This window comes from Shewanella sp. Actino-trap-3, assembly GCF_002836275.1.
GTDB lineage: Bacteria > Pseudomonadota > Gammaproteobacteria > Enterobacterales > Shewanellaceae > Shewanella > Shewanella psychromarinicola.
Genome location: NZ_PJCE01000001.1, coordinates 120669 through 141896, shown reverse-complemented (window position 1 = coordinate 141896; position 21228 = coordinate 120669). Strand labels below are relative to the sequence as shown.

The following is a 21228-nucleotide window of genomic DNA, read 5'->3' as shown; positions in this document are numbered from 1 at the left end:
AAACAAGGATATTACAAGTGAGATTTATATAGTTGCGGGGTTTTACATTGGCTGATATTTCAACTACAAATAAATATTCTTAATTAGTCAATCATATTGATTAATCGCTACACAGATCAAGGTTACACTGTAAATCATTGACTTTTATTTCGTTTTTTTATTATGTATGCGAAAATAATTACACGATTCAGATGGTTCTCCATCTCCATTCACATTCTAAATTCAGCTACCAAATGGCTGTATTTATTTCCGTTTTTCAATTTAATTCAACAACAGTATTAGCACTCAATATGAAGTCATATTCACTAAAGAAAAAGATATTGTTATCGGTTGTCCTCGCCCTTGCGGTTGTCATTGGACTGCTATCGTGGCACAGCTATTCCACCCAAAAAACCTTGTTACTGCAAAGTAGTGTTGATCAGGTAAACCAATCTGGTAAACAACAAGCGATGCGAATTGGAGAATGGTTGGCTGATCGCCAACGAGTCATCTCTTCTGTCGCCACTAAGGTCGAAGGTGATGCGCTCAATGCCTTGCAGCAAGCACAAATCTCCGGCGATTTTCAGCTGGCCTATTTCGGTAACAGCAATGGCGTCATGGTCGACGCAGATCCGAGCATTGATCGTACCGGCTACGATCCTAGATCCCGTCCTTGGTACCGTCAAACGCAACAAGCAGGCGGGCCAATTATGACCAAGCCTTACATGGGTGTGGCCATTAAAGTACCGATCGTCACTATGGCTCAACCGACCCGCAATGGCGTTGTCGGTGGTGATTTATCGATTGCCAGTTTAGTGGATAGCGTCAACGAAATGTCGCTGCCAGCCAACGGCTATGCCATCATGATGCATAAAGACGGTACCGTAATTGCCTATAAAGATTCAAGTAAATTGATGGGCAAAGTTACCGATATTGACGCTCAGCTAAACAGTCAATTAATCCAATCGAGCCGCCAGTCAGGTCAATTTGCTTCAGCTTATTTTGACTCTGAAGGCCGAGATAAACTGCTATGGGGTGTTGAGATCCCTAACACCGATTGGCAACTCGTTTTTGTACTCGACAAACTAACTCTAGAAGCACCACTGACCAGTTTAATGTTAACCCAATTAGGGCTGGCTATATTAGTATTAATTATCAGTGTGCTAGCGATTTCATGGTTATTAAGCCTGTTACTTGGGCCATTAAGCCGAGTGTCTCAAGCCTTATCACGCATCGCTGACGGCAATGGTGATTTAACCCAACGCATCACAGTCGACAGTCAAGATGAAGTCGGCGTGCTAGCAGACAGCTTTAACCGCTTTGTGAGCAGTCAACATCAACTGATCAGCCATATTCGTCAACTGGCGACCGAACTGAATTTAGATGCAGAGCAGAGTCTGCTCACAAACCAATCTAGTGTCGATGAACTACAACGCCAACAACAAGAAGTGGCAATGGTTGCCACTGCAGTTACCGAAATGTCGAGCGCAACTCAGGAAATTGCTACTAATGCTGAAAGTACAGCCGCGGCGGCGCAGCAATCAGCCCAAAGCAGTACTCAAGGTAAAGCTTTGGTCGATAAAACCCGCACCACCATTAATTCATTAGCATCGGAAGTTGATGAAAACACGACAGTGATGGGTGAATTAAGCGTTCATGCACAAGCAATTTCTGGCATTTTAACTACGATTCAGGGGATTGCAGAGCAAACTAACTTATTGGCACTCAATGCGGCCATTGAAGCTGCACGTGCTGGTGAACAAGGTCGAGGTTTTGCTGTCGTTGCAGATGAAGTGCGAGTGTTATCCCACCGAACTCAAGACTCTACCGCAGAGATTTATACCACTATCGAAACCTTGCAAAATACCACGAAACAAGCAGTTAACTTGATGGATAGTAGTAAGGGATTGGCGAGTAACAGTGTTGATGATGTTAACGCTGCAGCACAAGCTATCGAAGAGATCACCCAAGCGGTGAATGTGATTTCTGACATGGCGGGACAAATTGCCATAGCAGCAGAAGAGCAAACACAGGTGACGAGCGAAATAACGAAGAATACAGTCGCGATAAAAGATGTCACCGATCAGATCACCTCATCGGCTATGACCCATCTAAACCAAGCTAAAATGCTCAAAGACCGTGCAACAGATTTGAGCAAGAAAGTCGCCACCTTCATTTTGTAAGCCTGCGTTATTGGCCTAGTGCAGGCTTATTACTAAGCAAGAGCATCCTGCCTAATGCCAGTTAATACCTGGATAAGTCTTTTGAGGTAAAAGTGAGTTAGCTTTGCCTCAAAGATTTACCACAATAAAACTCAATCATCATAGCCTAACGCCCCTTAGTAATCGGCTAACACGATAATTTTTATGTCCATACGATATTGCTATAGATAATGCTAGATCGGCACAGCCGACGGCTGGGCTACTATATGCCCACAGGCTTCAAACTGTTTCATATTATCGATAAAGATATGCCACAAAGAATAAGCTTTAAACGCTTAGCCATATAGCCTGTGTTTGCTAACACGGAACGCTTTGCCGCCTTTACACCCCAGTGTTGACAATATTGACTCAGGGCTTGCTATGACCCTAGCTTACCGTAAAAAAAAGTAATCAAAATATTTGCTTATGTTAAGCCCGTTTTCTGCGGGAATATTGAGCCGTCTATACTACTCAGGCTACGGTGACTGAGCGCACCACGCTTGTTTTTGCTTTTTAAAAAGAAATGACCGAATTCACATCTATGCTCTTTCGCCAAACAGAAATGTGGCGGATGGAGGGTGTTGTTAAAAATAGGAACCCAAGTATCTCGTGTTCAATATAAAATTAGTCGTTTAATTTCGATTGGTTGGTAGGTAGGTTAATCTAACATAAAACCCACAATTGCTTACTTAAATTCCCTTATTGCTGAATCAGAAAAATGTCAATTAAATCAATTCCTATATTGTTTTAAATATAAATTCGCTTGTTTCGTAAATGAAATTTTAGTGTTTAATATTTAGCCAGCGAGGCTGGGCAGCCATATTATTGACATGCACAGTATTTAGCCTTATCTGCATCGACGGTTATGACTACATGCATGTGATTACTCCCTGTTCATTATAAAGAGTGCATAAGCATAAATATCAATGGTAAAGATGGTGGCAAGCTCTAGTATGCGAGAATCACCCCATTCCCGCCGATGCTCAAAATTATCACCTGTCGAGCTGTCAATGCCACACAGAAAAGCTTTTCGCACCACACGCGAACAACCGTGATAATAAGGCGTATCTTCTAAACTAACGATTTTTTGTCTTGGTCTGGCCATGTTAATTGACCCACATCATACTCAGCAAGTCTGCGTGGGATCCATTGCGGCTTATGAACTGGCGCGGGGGTTGGGGGCCCGTCGCGTCAGGTCTGCTGAATTTGCCACGACAGGCAGTAAACTCAGGTGGTAGAGATGCACTGGGCCAAGTAGGGCGCAGTTCGGCTCGCCGGGTGGGCGGCCACGGCATGGGGCGTGCCGGCGACCACTATGCTGCCTCCCTTGTCACCGCCTGCGGGGCCGATGTCGATAACCCAATCGGCGGCGGCAACCACGTCCATATCATGTTCGACCACGATCACGGTATTGCCGGCATCGACGAGCCGGTTGAGCTGGGTGAGCAGCAGTAGCACGTCGGCAGGATGCAGCCCGGTTGTGGGCTCGTCGAGAACGTACAGCGTATGCCCGCGGCGTGCCCGCTGCAGCTCGGTCGCGAGCTTGATGCGCTGCGCCTCGCCTCCGGAAAGCTCGGTGGCGGGTTGGCCTAGTCGCAGGTAGCCGAGCCCCACCTCACTAAGGGTCTTAAGGCTACGCAACGCCGAGGGCACATCGGCGAGAAACACCATTGCCGCATCCACGGTAAGCCCCAGCACCTCGGCTATATTCTTGTTACAGTATGTCACCTCGAGGGTCTCAGGGTTGTACCGCGTGCCGTCGCAATCGGGACAGGGCGTGTAACTGCCAGGCAAAAAAAGCAGACCGACCGCCACAAATCCCTCGCCAAGGCAAGTCTCGCAGCGGCCGCCCGGCACGTTGAACGAGAACCGGCTGGCACCGAACTTTCGGCTCCGAGCCTCGGGGGTAGCGGCGAATGTGGTGCGCACGGCATCGAACAGGCCGGTATAGGTGGCGAGGTTGGATCGCGGTGTACGACCGATCGGTTTCTGGTCAACGCGCACCAGTCGATCGATAAGATCCGCCCCGGTGATCGCCTCAACCGTGGTGATTTCGACGGGTTTAGGCTCGGGTTGATCATCCTTATCCTTGATCGCCGAGGCAGTGGATGCGATCCCAGCACTGGGGTCCAGATCAGGATGAAGGTGCAGGCCAACGGCCTCGGCGAGTACCTGACTCACTAGAGTGGACTTGCCTGAGCCCGAGACACCCGTGACCGCGGTCAGTATGCCGAGCGGAAACTCAGCGTCGAGGCCGCGTAGATTATGGCGGGTTATCCCCGTCAGGCCAAGCCAGCCGAGCGGTTGTCGCAGCTCGCGTGCGGCCGGAACGGGGCGCTCGCTTGCAAAGAGAAATTTTCGCGTGATCGAGGCGGGTACCTCTTTGAGTCCCGCCGTCGGTCCGCTGTAGAGGACCTCTCCGCCCTGCTCTCCCGCACGCGGGCCGACGTCGATGACCCAGTCGGCGCGGCGCACCACATCCATATTGTGTTCCACGATAAAAACTGAGTTACCGCTAGATTTGAGCTCGTCGAGTACGGAGAGGAGCGGCTCGGCATCAGCCGGGTGCAGCCCAGCGGAGGGCTCGTCGAGTACGTAGATTACGCCGAAGAGCCCAGAGCGCAGCTGGGTGGCAATGCGCAGTCGCTGCATTTCACCAGGAGATAGAGTGGGTGTTGCACGGCCTAGACTCAGGTATCCGAGGCCTAGATCGAGCAGCACGACGAGGCGGCGAGTGAGATCATTGGTGATAGTCGCACCCGGGGTATTGGCAGCCGCCGGACGGTCAAGCACGCGGCGGAGCTCGATGAGCGACAAGCTGTTGAGCTCGGCTATGGTGCGGCCGTTAAAGGTAACGGCGAGTGCTTCGCTGCGCAGTCCGCTGCCCGCGCATATTAGGCACGGCCCAGATTCGACATATTTCAGTACACGGTTACGCACCGAAGCGCTTTTTGAATCGGCGAGCGTGTGCATCACGTAACTTTGCACGCTCCAGAACTTTCCCTTGTAGGGCCGGGGCCGTTCCCGCTCCGGCATGATGTCGACCACGGGTTGTTCCTCGGTGAACAGGATCCAATCGCGATCGGCGCGGGACAGCTGATTCCAAGGTATGTCCACGTCATGGCCGAGCGCAGTCAGAATGTCGCGCAGGTTCCTACCCTGCCACGCTCCAGGCCAAGCCGTGACGGCGCCTTCGCGGATACTCAGTGAAGGGTCGAGCACCAGCGATGCCTCGGTGACGGTGTGTGCGGTTCCGAGTCCCTGGCATTTAGGGCAGGCGCCCATGGCGGTGTTGGGTGAGAAGGAGTCCGACTCGAGGCGCAAAGCCCCATCAGGGTAGATTCCTGTTCGGGAATAAAGCATCCGCAGGGAGTTCGATAGGGTGGTGACTGTGCCTACGCTTGAGCGTGAGTTGGGTGTACCTCGGCGCTGCTGCAGTGCGACGGCTGGCGGCAATCCAGTAATTTCGTCCACCTGAGGCGTATGGCCTTGCTGGATCAGACGCCGGGCGTACGGCGCGACGGACTCGAAGAAACGTCGCTGGGCCTCAGCGAAAATGGTGCCAAAGGCCAAGGAGGATTTGCCGGAGCCGGACACCCCAGTGAAGGCGACTATCGAATCCCGGGGCAGATCAACGTCGACGTTCTGCAGGTTGTTCTCTCGGGCGCCGCGCACGCAAACGAAACCCGTGGGTATGGAGTGCGAAACTGATGTTGGTGTAGGGGTGTGGCTACTGAAAGTGTCAACTGGCAAATTAAGACTGCCGCTATTCTTTCCTTTGTTCATTCTAAAAGACCCCTTAGGTTAATTCTTGTCTATATGTGCAGGATATGATGGGACGTGCAGAATATGATTGCTTCTACTGGCATTAATGTGGAGTTTTCAGCCTATGTTGCCATTTATTTCATGGCACAATAGTAACAATAATCAAGCCATATATGGTCTAGTTTACTCAGTCAGGGTGAACAGAGCTCATGATATGCTCTTAACCAAGAGCATAAGATCACTATCTCAATTAAAATATGCCACCCATTTTTAAGGTAACACATAACTCCTTTCGTTTTGAGTTGCCAACACCTACTATCATTTTCTAAACGAACAGATTCAACCGCATGATTTAAAAAATGTTCACTCAATAGCCACAAAATGACTCATTAGCTAGAATCAATACAACAGAAAAGCTTGATATCAATCAAGTAGAAAATGGTTTTGTGGGATTAAGACGTGATTGTTTATGCACACTGCCAGCGCTGGCAGTTGGCTGTACTTTGTCGTCGTTTTCGGTCCAAATGCTAGCAATGTCTGTTAATGCAGGCAAAGCCCCCCTACCGCACCTTTGAATAACCCGTCAAATTCAGTGGTGATTTTTAACCAGTTTTCAGGAGCAATGTTTAATCTATTAAGAATATTTTGGTTACCCGCACTAATGGCGCCATGTTTATCCTCTCGAATAATCCTGCCTATATCTTCGACCAGTTCAATGTAGTCTTTTACACTAAACATTAACCCATTAGGCATGTTTAAGTGCTCATTACCCACAAAAAGTAACAACTCTGTTGGTTGCTCGCCTTTTATGGCTGAATTGATTCGACGTTGAATACTGATGTAATCAGAGGTTTCAGGGGTTGCGGCCATCTTGGCACGGATAGGCCTTTCTATTAAAAATGGTCAACATAAGCCATACAGCTCAGAACAGCTGCTTCGTCGAGTAACACCTGAGATTTAAACCGCCCTCATCGGGAATGAATTTGAACAGCTTTAGCTGGCCCGAAGGGAGAGCGCCATGAATGGCGGCGAATAGAATCTGCCTGTGCACTTACCTTCTTTGTTAGCCATTCGAGCAATCGGCTCGCTCAAGGAGCGCATAAACCAACTGATATCAATTAACATAATTCATTCATCGGCTGTTTGACGCTCAAATTGGTTAAGGTCTTCCCCTTTGACATACTTATGAGTTAATAATTTGTCTTTAAAGCCTTTATGCCACTGCATAAGTACATCTTTATCTGACCAGTGTTTAGCCTTGTCTGCATCGACTTTAATCACCACATGCAAATGGTTACTCCCGGCTTATTAACAAGAATGCATAAGCACAAATATCAATGGCAAAGATGATAGACAGCTCAATAATGAGAGTAGCCATCCATTCTGTACGATGCTCAAAATTATCACCTGTCGAGCTGTCAATGCCACACAGAAAAGCTTTACGCACCACACGCAAACAACGGTGATAGTAAGGCGTATATTCTAAGCTAACGATAGTTTGTCTTGGTCTGGCCATCTTCAATTACTATTTTTAAAGGGTAAATAAAGCGAAGGTTATTGTTTGATATTTAGCCAACAATCGGGGGGGGGGGGGGGGAAGGCATGTTAAATCCGCAGAAAGGTTTTAGCAAAACCCCATGTTTACATTAACCATTGCTGAGGCCGAGCAACGGCTTGAACTTGAATACGAAAAACTATTGCAGCTGTGAAACTCTCAATGACTAGAGTACAAACACGATAACGAAAAAGTCACACACCATATTGGGGAAATTCGCAAAAAAAACGCTGAGCAAGCGCTCAGCGTTTTTTTATTGTGTACCTCTTTATAACTCCTCTACATTAGGCGTTAGAAGGATACTCGTGCACCTAACGCATAACGGCTGCCGTACTGACGAGCAAATAGGAACTGCTCTTCAAATCGACCGTAGCCTTGCTCAACTTCATTGTTAATATTGATCCCTTCCAAGAATACCGTTAGATATTCGTTAACATCATAGTTGATACTCGCATCAAGCTGACCAAAATCTTTGGCATACTGTGGCGGCGCATCAGCAGAACCCTGAGATTGGCCCACACCGATCAGATAGCGATCACGCCAAGCGTAAGTGAACTTCACCGATAGCCCATCCTTCTCATAGAAAGCTTGGAAGTTAGCTGAATTACCTAAGCCTTCAAGCGGTTGTTGCTGCGCTAAGCTGTAAGGGTCAAACTCAACATCGCCTTCGACAAATGTGCCATTGACTCCAAGACCAAAGCCCGACTCACCAAATACATGTTGTAACGCTAATTCAATCCCTTGTACTGATTTTCTAGTACTGTTTACTGGACTGGTTAGATCCCAGACAATTAGAGGATCAGAGTCTAATGCCGCAATCTGACCATCTGCATTACCATAACCATTGGCAATCATTTGCTCGAAAATAGTATTTTCATTGACAGCGGTGCCTGCAGTCTCTAGCTGGGTAATAGTCTCAAGATAACGCGGACTATTATAGACATCGTTCAAACCGTCAATAGTCACTTGTGACGTCGAGCGCGAGACAAAGTTATCTACATCCTTATGGAATAGACCAATGGCCGCATAACTGGCATCGGCATAGTAATATTCTAAAGACAGATCTAAGTTAAACGATTCCAAAGGGAGAAGACCAGGATTACCACTTCCTCCACGGCGAGCACCAATTTTAGGGCTACCACTTAGGCTTCTGCCAGCAACCATGTCACCCAGTAACGGACGTGCAATAGTTTTACCTGCCGAAAAACGAACCACAACGTCTTGCATCACCTCGGCGTCAATGTCCAGCATAGGCAGCCAAACATCATAATCGCCGGTTTGGGTGAAATAGTTATCATCTCCACCATCCACATACTTCATGATCCATTCTGTAGGACTCGCCCAAACAACTTGCTCTTCAACCCTTTGTTTAACCGTGCTCGATGTATCCGTTTGTTCATATCTCAGACCCAGATTTACGTTCACAGCAACATCACCAATGTCAAAACCCCATTGGGTTGTCAAATATAGCGCCAGACTTTCCTCTTCCACTAGGCTTGAGCTATCAATCCCGTCCATATAGGGGTCGATTGAGTAGTAATTATCACCCGCGACCTCCGGGGTAATGTAAGCCAGTTGACGTGCAATAGCCTCATCAAAACTAAAGGTATAATAGTAGTCAGGATTTATGCTCCCCCCCCCTAGAGCGTCTAATAGGCCTGAAGCATCATTAAGCTGAAACATGCCATCAGGGAAGATCTCTGTGTAAGATGGATTAAAACCTGGGCCACCACGCAAGCCACTCCATGCAGTCGTGCCGGACATAGACTGCTTAGTGTAAGAGGCGCCAAAATCAACTTTAACTAAATAATCAGTAAAATCAGGGTACCAGTTAGTATTAAACTGAGCCTGCTGAATATCACTCTCACCTGGAGAATGAATAAACTGACTAAAATTAGAGTCAATCTCACCAGGATCTAGTTGGTTAGTCCCATTATTCCAGTTGATCAAATAATGGGGAATATCGCCAGTACGGTAGTCATAAACCTTAGAGGTCAACTGATCCGAACCTAAGATAATCTGACCAGCGCTGCCCAATCCTTTATCGGCACCGTTATCGATCTTATTCGATGAATCGTGATAGTCGAAGGCAAAGCGCCAATTGTCATTAGCACTCCAATCAAGATTTAAACCAATACTGTCGGCTTTAACTTCTGTGGTGTTGCGCTCGGCAGTAAATGAGCCATCGCCACCACGGGTCTGCGAATAAACCCCAGTCCCATTCTCATCGATTTCATAGGCAATGAGCGGTGAACCATCTGTTGAAGAGTTCCAAATACCCCAGCCATAACCATTGGTCGCAGTTAGTGCACGGGTGCCTGTATAATCAGCGGTGATCACTAGACTATCAATAGGGCTATATTGCAGTGACACCATGCCATTGGTACGTTCGCGTTCAACATCATTGATACTGAAATTCATGTCCCTTGGCATAAAAAATGGTGCAATGTCATTGCCATCGGCATCTTTGAAATGTGCTATGGGGTTGCCATCCGCATCCGTTTGGCGGTGGTCTATGCCCTGACTCCCCGAAAGAACCGGCAAACGGCTATTATCAGTTTGGGCAATCCACCCCTGAACATTGGCTGTTTGCTGACGAAAATCACGTTCCTGCTGTGATATCGATACCATGATGCCAAAATCGTCATCGAGAAAGGTATTGCTGTAAACAGCCGCTAGTTCAGGGGTAATATCATCTCCCAGCTCATTGGACTCATCATAAATCCCTTTAGCAGATAGGTTAAAAGATTGCCCCGGATTATCTAACGGCTTTTGGGTAACGATGTTTACGGTAGCACCAAGTCCACCTGTCGGCGTTTCAGCACGAGCCGTTTTAACCACTTCAAGTGTTTTAACCCCTTCGGATGATAGGTTTTCTAAATTGTATGAACGAGTGTAGCCTGTACCAGGCATCTGTCTGCCATTTACGGTGATCAGGTTGTATTCAGGGCCAAAACCACGCACGGTGATCTGACTACCTTCCCCATTAGCACGGCTGACGGTCACCCCTGTGATACGTTGCAATGACTCTGCAAGGTTGGTATCTGGAAATTTACCTAACTCCTCAGAAGAGATCGCATCTACCACACCATTTGAGCCACGCTTAATATCCATGGAGCGGTATAGGCTTCCCTTTATTCCTCGAACCTCAATCACTTCGATTGTTGATTCATCAATCGCAGGTACTTCCTCTGCTGCGAAAGCACTGGGGACGATTGCTATGCCCATAATAGCGGCCAAGGCGGCTGACAATCTATTGAGTCTGAATTTTTGTTCGCACATAAATGCCTCATTATTCTTTGAATTGAAACAGTCTTATTCCACTGGTTTTATTTGATTGAGCACTGTCACCTCATCAATCAAGGCGTACCTATGATGGCGTTATCAAGTCTGAATACCGCGCCATTTCCTGTGCCCCAAGAAGGGAAGACCATCAAGACATCAATTGCACTGGAATCAAGTCCAGCATCCGCTAGTGTTTGAAGTGGAAAAGTGTACGTCTGCCATTGACCAACAACCGGATTGATCCCTTCAAGACTACCTGACAAGCTAAGCTCCGCTGAAGTGCTTGCATCACCAGATTCGATCTTGAATTTCCATTCCGCGCTCGGGTCGCTTGGTGCACTGACTACTTTCATCTCAAAGCGAACCACTCCCGTAGAGACGGCAGCACTGGCATCGTAGTAAACCCCGTCGTCAGCGAAAAGGCCGACGACGGTTGGTTGCTCACCAATCACATATTCTGCGACGGCGCCATGCTCATTGTCGTCAGACACGACTTCAGGAGTACTGCCTGCACAACAATCCCAAATCGACCAAGCATCGGCAATTTGATCGACAAACAGCGTTAAACTATCAGTAGAAGGGCCGTCTGCACCGGGTTGTGAGATTTTTACATTATCGATACGATATACGGTGCCCTCACCCAGCCCCCAAGCTGGGAACACCATCAACACATCAATCGCGCTGATATCAAGGCCTGCTGCCGCTAGATCCACTAAGGGGAAACTGAATGATTGCCAATCCGCACTGGGAGTAAGTCCTTCAACACTCGCGGTTAACGCCAATTCAGCGGCCGAATCACCATTATTTGATTCCACCTTGAACAACCAAGGTGCATCCGCGGTATTCGGAGCATTGACCACTTTAAGATCGAACTGGATCAAACCTTTTTCGTATATAGCGGTGGCATCAAACGCAGTGCCAGAACCACCAAACTCGGTGCGATTGGTATAACCCATCACTGTCGGTGCACTGCCAATGGTAAACTCCGACACTATTCCATGTTCCGCATCATCGGATACGACTGAAGGCGTAGAGCCTCCGCAACAATCCCACATTGGCCAATCAGGGTTTTCGTTATCGGTAAAGACCACCAAAGAGGGCAGACTTGAATTAGGTCGAGCAATCTTGACTTCATCCATTAGATACTCGGCACCATTGCCGCTTCCCCATGCAGGGAACACCATCAACACATCGATAGCAGATAGATCCAGACCTTTGGACGCTAACAAAGAAAGCGAAAAGCTATAAGTCTGCCATTGGCCTACCGTTGGGGCGAGTCCTTCAGTGCTATCAGTAATGGGCAACTCCACAGCTGTTGCACCTTCATTACTTTCTAACTTCACTGACCATGTGGCATCGGCCGTTGCGGGCGCACTAACCAACTTCATGGCAAAACTTAGCACACCAGTTGATTCTATAGGCGAGGCATCAAAAGGACTTGGCACACCTGCAGGATCAGTGATAAACGCTGAACGACTGATAAACCCATTAACCGTTGGGGTTTCTCCCACCACAAAACGATACACATCACCTTTGTCTGCATCGTCGACTAAATCTGGGGTTGAACCACCACAACAATCCCACGCGGCCCAGTTTGGGTTTGGCGTACTGTCAAAGATGAGTAAATCCTTTGCCACACCATCCGATGGAGGCGTTGGCACGGGCGCCTTACCTTCAACCAAGGCATCATCAAGATTATCGTAACCAGGGCGAACAGTTTCACAACCTTTGCCAGTATCTGGGTTAGAAACACACTGATAAACCCTAACATAATCAACTAAATACTTGTTTTCACTATTAAAGGCGGTCTCATCAATGCCGGTTTCATTCACCGATGCTGGCCAGTCGCCACCCACGGCAAAGTTGAGCATCAGATGGAATTTTTCATCAAAGGGCTGATTGCTCCAAGTTAAATTCAAGTCCCCGCTAGATTGGTCATAATACTCGGTATACCACCCCTTATACGCTAAACCAACGGGCTGCTCTTTGGCGTTATATCTAAGTTCTGAACGACGTTGAGTCGCATACAAATAATCATCCACATACCAGCGAATTTCACCTTGCTGCCATTCAATTGAGTAGGTATGAAAATCATCAGCAGGATTAATATTGTCAGGCAGGGTATAAGCTTTGCCCGATTGATCATTTTTGGGCCATTCACGACCGTAGTGAAGCGTACCGTATACGTGTGCCTCTGGATTACCTTCGGCATCTTTAGCCTTCAGGTTAACCGCTTCTACAATATCGATTTCGCCACTTCTTGGCCAAATACCGTAAACATTTTCAGATGGCAACATCCAAAATGCTGGCCAACTGCCCTGTCCTACTGGCAACTTGGCACGCATCTCGATACGTCCATACAGAAAGTCAGCCTTCCCTTTAGTAGAAAGTCGCGCAGAAGTGTAAGGTTTTTCGGCCCCCTCAGCGGCTTTTAAAGCTGCGATGTTAAGGATGCCATCTGCAACCCAAGAGTTTTCAGGAGCATCGGTGTAGCATTGTGCTTCTTGATTTCCGCCACCCGCACAGTCGATCTCATGGGACCACTTAGCCGCATCAATACTGGTACCGCTAAACTCATCGCTCCATACCATTTCCCAGCCCGTAGCAGGGCCTGAGATATTCACCTTGTCCAAATTTGTGGAAGTATTAGTATCTCCCCCACACCCCTGTATAGCCAACGCTAAGATACCAAGGGACAAATATTTGGTCGTACCAGAACTTTTTTTCATCAATTAAGTCCAACCTACTGTTTATTATAAGATTAATTAAGTTTTCATGTCGTGATTATTCTTAATTCTGACACTCAAACCCAAAATGTAAGCGCTTACTTTTGTCCATGTTAGTTATTAATTTGTAAAAATCAATAAGAATTATGTTGCTTGTGAGTTAAATCCTTTCCCTGCCACAATAAAATGTTGATGTAAATTAGACTAACAACTAAAAAAAGTTAGACCTGCATTTAAAGGGCAATCATCCACGACATAGCCCTAGGACTCACCAAGCAAAAAAATGGTCAGCCAATCAATTTGAACCTTGATCAAGTGTATTGACAGCGATTTAGGGCGGCTTCCAACTCATGATTTAAGCCAAAGACAATATCCTGAACAAGCTCATAGAAAATGCTTAGATCGACTGAGCTTAGAAAAGAGTAACTAGGCTAAACAGCTTGATGCTGCATGTGTAATTGCGTAAGAGGTTAGGTTGATGCGACAAATCTATAAAAAACATATTGGAACAACGACTTGATATACCGTCTTAAACGACGCACCAAAGCCATTGCTGAGAGTGTAAAAATAACTGTGTAAGTGGCATTCAGATCTGATCCAATACTTTTGGACACCACGCTAGGTGAGTAAAATGACTTATCAAGGTAAATATGACAACCCAAAAGACCCGCAAGACCCATCCCCCCTGAATTTAAAGCCGAAACCCTGAAGTTGAACGTGTTGGTATTGCAGAAGCTGCACGACAACTAAAAATCTATGAGTCGCAACTCTACAACTGGCGCTCGGCGATTGATAAAAAATCCAGTATCAGTAAGTGTGAAGCGAGCAAGCCGCTCAAATCATGAAACTTAAACACCAGCTGGCCGAGCAAGCAGAGGATTTAGCTATCCTAAAAAGTCGGCCGACTACTTCGCGAAAAATCAACAATAAGCCGATTCGAATTGATGCTTGAACACCAGCATCAATTCCGTCTCAAAGCAATGGCGCGGGTGCTGAGTGTCACGCCAAGTAGGTATTATGCCGGGCGAAAATCAGGTCAAGAATCAAGTGAACGATTGCAAAAAAGGTACTGCAGAGATGACAATATTTAAGCCATTTTTGACCTACGTAAAGCACGTTATGGAGCAGTCGATTTAGTTGAAGATTGTGCATGCTGGCGTAAAAACCATTATTAACAGCTTGGAAAAGCAAATTTAGTAGCTAAAGCAGCACGTAAGGTCAAGACTGACAGCAACCATCAGCTTCCCGTGGCAGAAAACCTGCTGGAGCAGAACTTTGACGCGACTGGCGCGAGTCAGAAATGGGTCGGCGATATCACGTACCTAATCACCAGCGAAGGCTGGCTGTATCTGGCGGTGATTATCGATGTCTATTCACGAGCCGTGATTGGCTGTTAGATGAGCCAGCGCATGACGGCGCAGTTACCCTGTGATGCGTTGAATATGGCCTTGTTTCGCCGAGGGTTCCCCAAGAACGTGATAGTTCATCGCGACATAGGCAGCCAGTATTGTTCGCATGTATATCGAGATCTGATCATAAAACATAAGCTTACTCAAAGCATGAACCGCAAGGCCTGCTGCTGGAAAAATGCCTGCGCGGTCAGTTTGTTTCATTCTAGATAGCGGCCTAATGGCTGATTTTTGTTTTGAGATAATAAATGATGTTAACGCTTCTTCTAACGCTATTGCAGGCATTGATTGAGCGATAGCGGTAGTTTCGCGATGTTGAGACAATTTAGTGTCTCTAATGGGGATGGCATGACGTTTTGGCGTGATGTTGATCGTAACATCAGAGTCATCATCAAACTGGGCTCTAAGGCTGTTAATCACCTCATCGACATAACGGATAAAGTCATTGATACGGGTTGTATGGTCAATAGACTTGATAATTTTCTTGAGTGTGCCTGCAACATTAAGATTACGGCTGATTATTAGGGATATAGCGCTTCAGCTCTATCACGAGTCAGCAGCGACACTTTTACATCAAAGGGGAAGCCCTTATCGCGTAACGATTTGGCTAAACAGATACGTGTAAAGTTTACGTTATTTGGCGCTCTACTTATGTAAAAAGCAGATACATTGTCTGAGTCAATCCTTATGGAGAGCTCCTCAAACGCTAGAAATAAAAAGCCTCATCATTTCTGATGGCCTTTGTCTTGAATCTTGAGGAGGGATAGCTTGCTTGTAACAAAGAGGAACCCTTGGGTTCAAAGTCCTATCTTCGCCCAAACAAAAAGGCCTTATCTTTTCTGATGGCCTTTGTCTTGAATCTTGCGGAGGGATAGCTTGCTTGTAATAAAGAGGAACCCTTGGGTTCAAAGTCCTATCTTTCGTCCAAACAAAAAGGCTCATCATTTCTGATGGCCTTTGTCTTGAATCTTGCGGAGGGATAGCTTGCTTGTAACAAAGAGGAACCCTTGGGTTCAAAGTCCTATCTTCGCCCAAACAAAAAGGCCTTATCATTTCTGATGGCCTTTGTCTTGAATCTTGAGGAGGGATAGCTTGCTTGTAACAAAGAGGAACCCTTGGGTTCAAAGTCCTATCTTTCGCCCAAACAAAAAGGCCTTATCATTTCGATAAGGCCTTTTTGTTGAATGTGGCGGAGGGATAGGGATTTGAACCCTAGAACGGGATAAACCGTTGCCGGTTTTCAAGACCGGTGCATTCGACCACTCTGCCATCCCTCCGAACGGGCTGAATAATATAAGTAACGCGTTTGGTTGTAAACCATAAATTTAAAAAAAACATCTGAATGCATAGCATTTAATCAGCATGTTCATATTTTTGTCATCATTGAAGCATTATTTAATATCGCCGAGGTCCGTTGGGTGACTTTTGTAGACTGAAATCACCTCAATAATCATGAGATGACCTCTAAGGGTGGAATCTGCTAAGGCTTTACGGCGCTTTATGCTAATATCATTGCATTATTTCTCGTTGTCGCAGCTAAATTACCACTATATGAATTCAACGTTACTGCCTAGTGCCAAACTCGCTCCTCAATATCATTTACCTGATCCATCGACTTCAGCTTTTTTTCCAAGTCATATATTACTTGGCCAAGAACGCGTTGTTGATACCTTCAAACTAATGAGTAAAATTGATTCGCAACATTTATTTCTTGCTGATTTTTTGGGTGTCGATAGACCACTATTTATCGATGCGTTGGTTACCCAAGCGAATACGCCTTCAAACCATTACCTTGTTGCCACTAAAAAGCCGCAAGAAGATGGAGATATTCAGTTTAAATGGCAGCAAACACTCCCCCCTGAACATGTGGGTATTATTGCCAAACAAGAGTCGCTTTGTTGTTATTTACAAGGAACGATTCGCCGGGCAGATCTGCTCGGGAAAATGATTAAAACGGATAAATCCAGCGTGTATAAACCTGGTGCATTGGCGACAAATCATTTTGTGTTTATTTGCTTAACGTCATTATGGCAGCGTGAAAGCTTGTGGGATTTGTTGATGCAAATTATCCATGATGGTTTTTATCGTATCAATAATGAGTTAACCCCGATCCCACTTAATTGTAAGATTGTGCTTGTGGGCTCTGGGTTATCGTATAGTCAGCTTCGTGTTGAAGATCGCAACTTTAATCGTCACTTCCCGTTACTGGCTGAAATGAGCAATGAAGTCGATTTGACACAGCATCCTGAATCTTCATATGTGCAGTGGCTGAACGTTCTTGCCCATGCTGAATCGGTTGAGTTAGAGCTATCAAGTTTATTACCGTTATTTTGGTATAGCTCTCGTTTGGTTGAACATCAGCAACGTTTGAGCTTAAGTATGTTGGAGTTTAGGCAGCTATTAGGACAAGCAAAAGCTTATTCTGGTCAATCTGTATTAAATGCTTCTGCGATAGCGAAAGCACTCGAAAAATTAAAGTTCCGTCACAATAGCTCTGAAGTATATTCGGCTCAAAGTTTTGATGACAATTTTATAAATCTGCCCACTAAAGGCGCTATGGTAGGCCAAATTAATGCCCTGACTGTTATAGATACAGGCGATTATACCTACGGTGAACCAGCAAGAATTACCTCGTCTGTTCATTACGGTGACGGTGAAGTAGCAGATATTGAACGTAAATCAGAGCTGGGTGGAAATATTCATGCAAAAGGCATGATGATCCTCTCGGCTTGCTTGTACCGTATTTTTGGCCGTGATGCGCCTCTACATCTCAATGCTAATATTGTGTTTGAGCAGTCTTATCAAGAAATCGACGGTGATAGCGCTTCACTCGCTGAGTATTGCTGTTTAATGTCTGCCATAGCAGAACAGCCCATTATCCAAAGTTTAGCGGTAACGGGCGCATTAGATCAGTTTGGCAATGTACAAGCTATTGGTGGTGTGAATGAAAAAATTGAAGGTTTCTTTAATTTATGTCAACGTCGGGGCTTAACAGGTGAACAAGGTGTTATTATGCCTAAAGCCAATGTATTACAGCTTAATCTCGAACCTGTTGTAATTGAAGCCATTGATACAGGATTATTTCATATCCATGCTATTGAGCATATGGATCAAGCGGTTGAACTACTGATGCAAATGCCTGCTGGAGTCGCCAATGAAGAGAACGACTTTGCTGAAAATACGCTGTACGGATTAGTACAACAGCGTTTAGATAAATTAGCAGGACAAGATGATGACGACGTGGAATTGAACTTTTTTGCTAAATTGTTAGCTCGATTACGGATTATTTAGTGATCGGAGTTGTTTAGCTTACACGTGTTCGCTATCTTATTGGGATTATCAATCAATTAAGTGGTACCGATTTAAATGGAAAAAGCTAATAGTTTCACTAAAGAGCAACTTGTCGCATGTGGTCATGGCAACCTTTTAGGGCCAAATAGACCACGTTTACCTGTCGACAATATGTTGATGATTGATCGTATCATTACCATTAATCAAGATGGCGGTGTATATGGTAAAGGTGAAATTGTTGCCGAACTCGATATCACCCCAGATCTTTGGTTTTTTGATTGTCACTTTATCACTGACCCAGTAATGCCTGGTTGTTTAGGCCTGGATGCGATGTGGCAACTTGTCGGTTTCTTCCTAGGCTGGGAAGGCGCTGAAGGGAAAGGTCGTGCATTAGGTGTCGGTGACGTGAAATTTACCGGACAAGTTTTGCCCGATGCAAAGAAAGTCACTTACAAGCTTAATATTAAACGTAAGATTCACCGCAAACTGGTGATGGGTATTGCAGATGCCACGATGGAAGTCGATGGCCGTCAAATATATTCAGCAACTGATTTAAAAGTGGGTATTTTCAGCGACACATCAACATTCTAAATACACTCGCTTATGTGGTGACAGCGTTAATTTACGTTATTCAATGCCCTCCGACATTCGTCGTGAGGGCATTTTGTTAAGTGTTGCTCGTTAAGTTAAGTGTTACTTATTAAATAGGCCATTAAGACGGCCATCAATACCTTCACGCCACCCGCCTAACCATTGAGACCGTGAATCCAGATTCGAATGGGGACAAATCTCCTTAGAACGCCCTCCTACTCCGGCTTGAAATCCTTTTGAAAATGCTCTGTCTAAACGATCTCTTTTCTGTCTTTTCATGCATACGTCCTCTTCAGTGACAGGCTTCTGTTTGACATGATGAAGCTGAAGCCTTAAACATAGGAATAGAACGTTTTTCGACCAAAATCAATTAAAAATAACCTCATTTCAATGCTTTTTTATTAAAGTATTGAGAATTAAGTTAAAAAAAATCGAGGAATTTATCCTCGATTTTCTGTGTTTCTAGACTACCCCATGTTTGAGGTGCTAGATGACTGTGATTACCGTAAGCCTATTTTTTCACTCGGCGACGTAACCATAATAATGGCAAGGTGAATAACCAAGCAAAACTGGCCGCACCTTTGCGTACATAAGCCTCTTCTTCAACGGCATCCGATGTGGTACACGCTTCACCAGAAGTTGGCTTCAAAATCACCATTCGCGGCAAATACGCTGTCACTGGGTCGCCGTTACCGTCTAGTTCAAATAACGGTAGGTTATTTTCACCGACAAGCACATTACCAGTAATGGCATCTGTTTGATATTGTGGTTTACGAATAAACGCCGTACCTACGATAGTGCCGTCTTCATTAATATTATTAGCTTCAACGACTTGAATGTCGGTGTTGTAGTTTAGAATTTCACCGGTGCCGTCTTGAATACTCACTTGATGACGAGCCCACTCTCCATCAGTATTCTGTTCGTAGCCTTTAGAACCGCAGGTAAGGCGATCATTTAAATTAACAAACTCACTGGTGTTATTGTCAAATAAGAACCCCACTTTTGGACGAGGCGTTTCTTTGTCGTAAGTGGATTCAATATAACCGACAACTTGACCTTTATTATTGATATCTTTAGGTTTGCTACTTAAATCCGACAATGTGGTTTGGAAGTCATTCGGCGTAACAATTCCTTGTTCTGGATTATTGGTATCTAACGTGAAGAATTTATCACGTAAATAACCACCAATATATTTGCGATAACTGCCCACTAACATACCATCATTGTTAATATCATATGCGATAGAGCTAGTGACGTCGTCATCCATATCTACCCAATTATATTGATATTCACCGTTGGCATTCTTTTTCCAGTAAGCAGCATCAAAATATAATTTATCGGTATTATCATCACGATAAACATGAGAGCGTCCAGCAACATCACCGTTACTGTTCACACCCAATGCTTGGGCAGTATAAATTAGCGTCGAATTTGCTGCAGGGGTTAAGCCTAACGGTAATTGAGTCCGCTCAGGTACACCATCAACATCAATATTATTTAAATCCCACACTAAAGCGCGTGTTTGATAAAGAATGTCACGACGGCTGTTAGTGTCTGGATACTGAGAATCTTGAATACAAACAGCGAGTGGCGTAGGATTATCTGCATCGGTGTCTTCTGCGCTTGTAATACAGCTATCTACATATTTAACACTTGATGACACTAATGCGGTACTACCATAACCGACAACAAGGTTATTATCGTTTACGTCCGCTGCTACTGATGAACCGCCTAACTCAACGGTCGCAGCGCTAGTATCACCGTCTTGTAGACGTTCATAGGTAGTGTAAGGAGGAAGCAATGAATATTCGACGTCATCTTTCACTGCGATAGCGCGCAGTTCAAAATCACGATAATACCAAAGCTCTTGGGTGGTACTGGTTCCTTCATAAGCTAAGGTTTTTTCTACGCCAGTATAAGCACCTACTTTAGTGCCATTACTGTTAAGGCCATAGAAGAAGCTATCAATTGAATTAACAATGACTTCACCATTACTGTCTTCGTCAGTAGGATTAGTCGTACCAGCTAGGCTATAAAATGAAGGTTTCCAAGCGCCTTCAGCGGCATTTGCACTGGTAGTGACGGTGAAGTTATTTGCTTCTATTGGCTTTAATACTGAATAGGTAATTTCTTCTGCATCAGAAATACCATCTTCAACATCAATGATGCCGCCTTCAATGTCTTCGGTGCTAAGTTTCTTTTTACCTTTTGAAATACCGACAACTTCATCTTCACTGTTCACCGCCATGGCATAGCCATTACGTGTACCGTTAATGGTGCCATTTAGGTTGAAATCTTCAATATTAACAATCTCATATACTGGCGCAGCTTGAACTGTTCCAATGACACTTAATACACCTATCGCAACAAGGGATAAGGCTTTATCAAACTTTAACTTCATGTAACTATTCCTGTTTTATTATGCT

At 45.4% G+C, this 21228-nt stretch carries 10 protein-coding genes, 1 tRNA gene and 2 pseudogenes; 5 read left to right on the top strand and 8 right to left on the bottom strand.

Going from position 1 to position 21228, the window contains the following annotated elements; genetic code table 11:
- Window positions 1-290 precede the first annotated feature (290 nt).
- Complete coding sequence (locus CXF80_RS00665) at window positions 291-2162, top strand: methyl-accepting chemotaxis protein (RefSeq protein WP_101030266.1); 1872 nt, start codon at window positions 291-293, stop codon at window positions 2160-2162.
- Window positions 2163-3063: 901 nt separating this feature from the next.
- Here the strand turns inward: CXF80_RS00665 and CXF80_RS00660 are convergent.
- The 5 genes and pseudogenes from CXF80_RS00660 to CXF80_RS00640 all read right to left on the bottom strand — a co-directional run bounded on the left by CXF80_RS00660 (window position 3064) and on the right by CXF80_RS00640 (window position 13514).
- Window positions 3064-3285 (bottom strand): hypothetical protein, encoded by a 222-nt coding sequence (locus CXF80_RS00660; protein WP_332871092.1) that lies wholly within the window; start codon window positions 3283-3285, stop codon window positions 3064-3066.
- Between the two features lie 122 nt (window positions 3286-3407).
- On the bottom strand, window positions 3408-5966 hold the full coding sequence (locus CXF80_RS00655; RefSeq protein WP_101030265.1) for an excinuclease ABC subunit UvrA: 2559 nt from the start codon (window positions 5964-5966) through the stop codon (window positions 3408-3410).
- A gap of 446 nt (window positions 5967-6412) precedes the next feature.
- Window positions 6413-7461 (bottom strand): annotated as a pseudogene (locus CXF80_RS00650) (transposase).
- A gap of 330 nt (window positions 7462-7791) precedes the next feature.
- Entirely contained in the window at window positions 7792-10782 is a 2991-nt protein-coding gene (locus CXF80_RS00645) for a TonB-dependent receptor (RefSeq protein ID WP_101030264.1), read from the bottom strand.
- 77 nt (window positions 10783-10859) lie between these two features.
- The gene (locus CXF80_RS00640) at window positions 10860-13514 is read right to left on the bottom strand and encodes a glycoside hydrolase family 16 protein (protein ID WP_101030263.1); all 2655 of its coding nucleotides are present in this window, start codon (window positions 13512-13514) and stop codon (window positions 10860-10862) included.
- 647 nt (window positions 13515-14161) lie between these two features.
- On the opposite strand from CXF80_RS00640, the pseudogene CXF80_RS00635 reads away from it, so the two are divergent.
- Both CXF80_RS00635 and CXF80_RS19995 read left to right on the top strand, forming a co-directional pair.
- A pseudogene (locus CXF80_RS00635) lies at window positions 14162-15127 on the top strand (IS3 family transposase); the annotation flags it as partial.
- A 141-nt stretch (window positions 15128-15268) separates the two neighbouring features.
- The gene (locus tag CXF80_RS19995; protein ID WP_157822160.1) at window positions 15269-15445 is read left to right on the top strand and encodes a hypothetical protein; all 177 of its coding nucleotides are present in this window, start codon (window positions 15269-15271) and stop codon (window positions 15443-15445) included.
- Window positions 15446-16107: 662 nt separating this feature from the next.
- Here CXF80_RS19995 and CXF80_RS00625 read toward each other — a convergent pair.
- Window positions 16108-16197: transfer RNA gene (locus CXF80_RS00625), tRNA-Ser, on the bottom strand.
- Between the two features lie 274 nt (window positions 16198-16471).
- On the opposite strand from CXF80_RS00625, the gene CXF80_RS00620 reads away from it, so the two are divergent.
- Window positions 16472-18211 (top strand): AAA family ATPase, encoded by a 1740-nt coding sequence (locus CXF80_RS00620; protein ID WP_101034626.1) that lies wholly within the window; start codon window positions 16472-16474, stop codon window positions 18209-18211.
- A 75-nt stretch (window positions 18212-18286) separates the two neighbouring features.
- Window positions 18287-18802, top strand: coding sequence for a bifunctional 3-hydroxydecanoyl-ACP dehydratase/trans-2-decenoyl-ACP isomerase (gene fabA, locus CXF80_RS00615; protein WP_101030261.1), 516 nt, complete (start codon window positions 18287-18289; stop codon window positions 18800-18802).
- A 102-nt stretch (window positions 18803-18904) separates the two neighbouring features.
- Here fabA and rmf read toward each other — a convergent pair whose 3' ends face one another.
- Window positions 18905-19081: a ribosome modulation factor gene (gene rmf / locus CXF80_RS00610; RefSeq protein ID WP_101030260.1), complete on the bottom strand. Its 177-nt coding sequence runs from the start codon at window positions 19079-19081 to the stop codon at window positions 18905-18907.
- Between the two features lie 232 nt (window positions 19082-19313).
- Window positions 19314-21203: a DUF3466 family protein gene (locus CXF80_RS00605; RefSeq protein ID WP_101030259.1), complete on the bottom strand. Its 1890-nt coding sequence runs from the start codon at window positions 21201-21203 to the stop codon at window positions 19314-19316.
- Between the last annotated feature and the right edge of the window lie 25 nt (window positions 21204-21228).

What these genes read in the sequence shown, in the direction of transcription:
- CXF80_RS19995 (WP_157822160.1), top strand. Translation starts at nt 15,269, where the DNA reads ATGACGTTTTGGCGTGATGTTGATCGTAACATCAGAGTCATCATCAAA.
- CXF80_RS00640 (WP_101030263.1), bottom strand. Translation starts at nt 13,514, where the DNA reads ATGAAAAAAAGTTCTGGTACGACCAAATATTTGTCCCTTGGTATCTTA.
- CXF80_RS00620 (WP_101034626.1), top strand. Translation starts at nt 16,472, where the DNA reads ATGAATTCAACGTTACTGCCTAGTGCCAAACTCGCTCCTCAATATCAT.
- CXF80_RS00645 (WP_101030264.1), bottom strand. Translation starts at nt 10,782, where the DNA reads ATGTGCGAACAAAAATTCAGACTCAATAGATTGTCAGCCGCCTTGGCC.
- CXF80_RS00655 (WP_101030265.1), bottom strand. Translation starts at nt 5,966, where the DNA reads ATGAACAAAGGAAAGAATAGCGGCAGTCTTAATTTGCCAGTTGACACT.
- CXF80_RS00605 (WP_101030259.1), bottom strand. Translation starts at nt 21,203, where the DNA reads ATGAAGTTAAAGTTTGATAAAGCCTTATCCCTTGTTGCGATAGGTGTA.
- fabA (WP_101030261.1), top strand. Translation starts at nt 18,287, where the DNA reads ATGGAAAAAGCTAATAGTTTCACTAAAGAGCAACTTGTCGCATGTGGT.
- rmf (WP_101030260.1), bottom strand. Translation starts at nt 19,081, where the DNA reads ATGAAAAGACAGAAAAGAGATCGTTTAGACAGAGCATTTTCAAAAGGA.
- CXF80_RS00660 (WP_332871092.1), bottom strand. Translation starts at nt 3,285, where the DNA reads ATGGCCAGACCAAGACAAAAAATCGTTAGTTTAGAAGATACGCCTTAT.
- CXF80_RS00665 (WP_101030266.1), top strand. Translation starts at nt 291, where the DNA reads ATGAAGTCATATTCACTAAAGAAAAAGATATTGTTATCGGTTGTCCTC.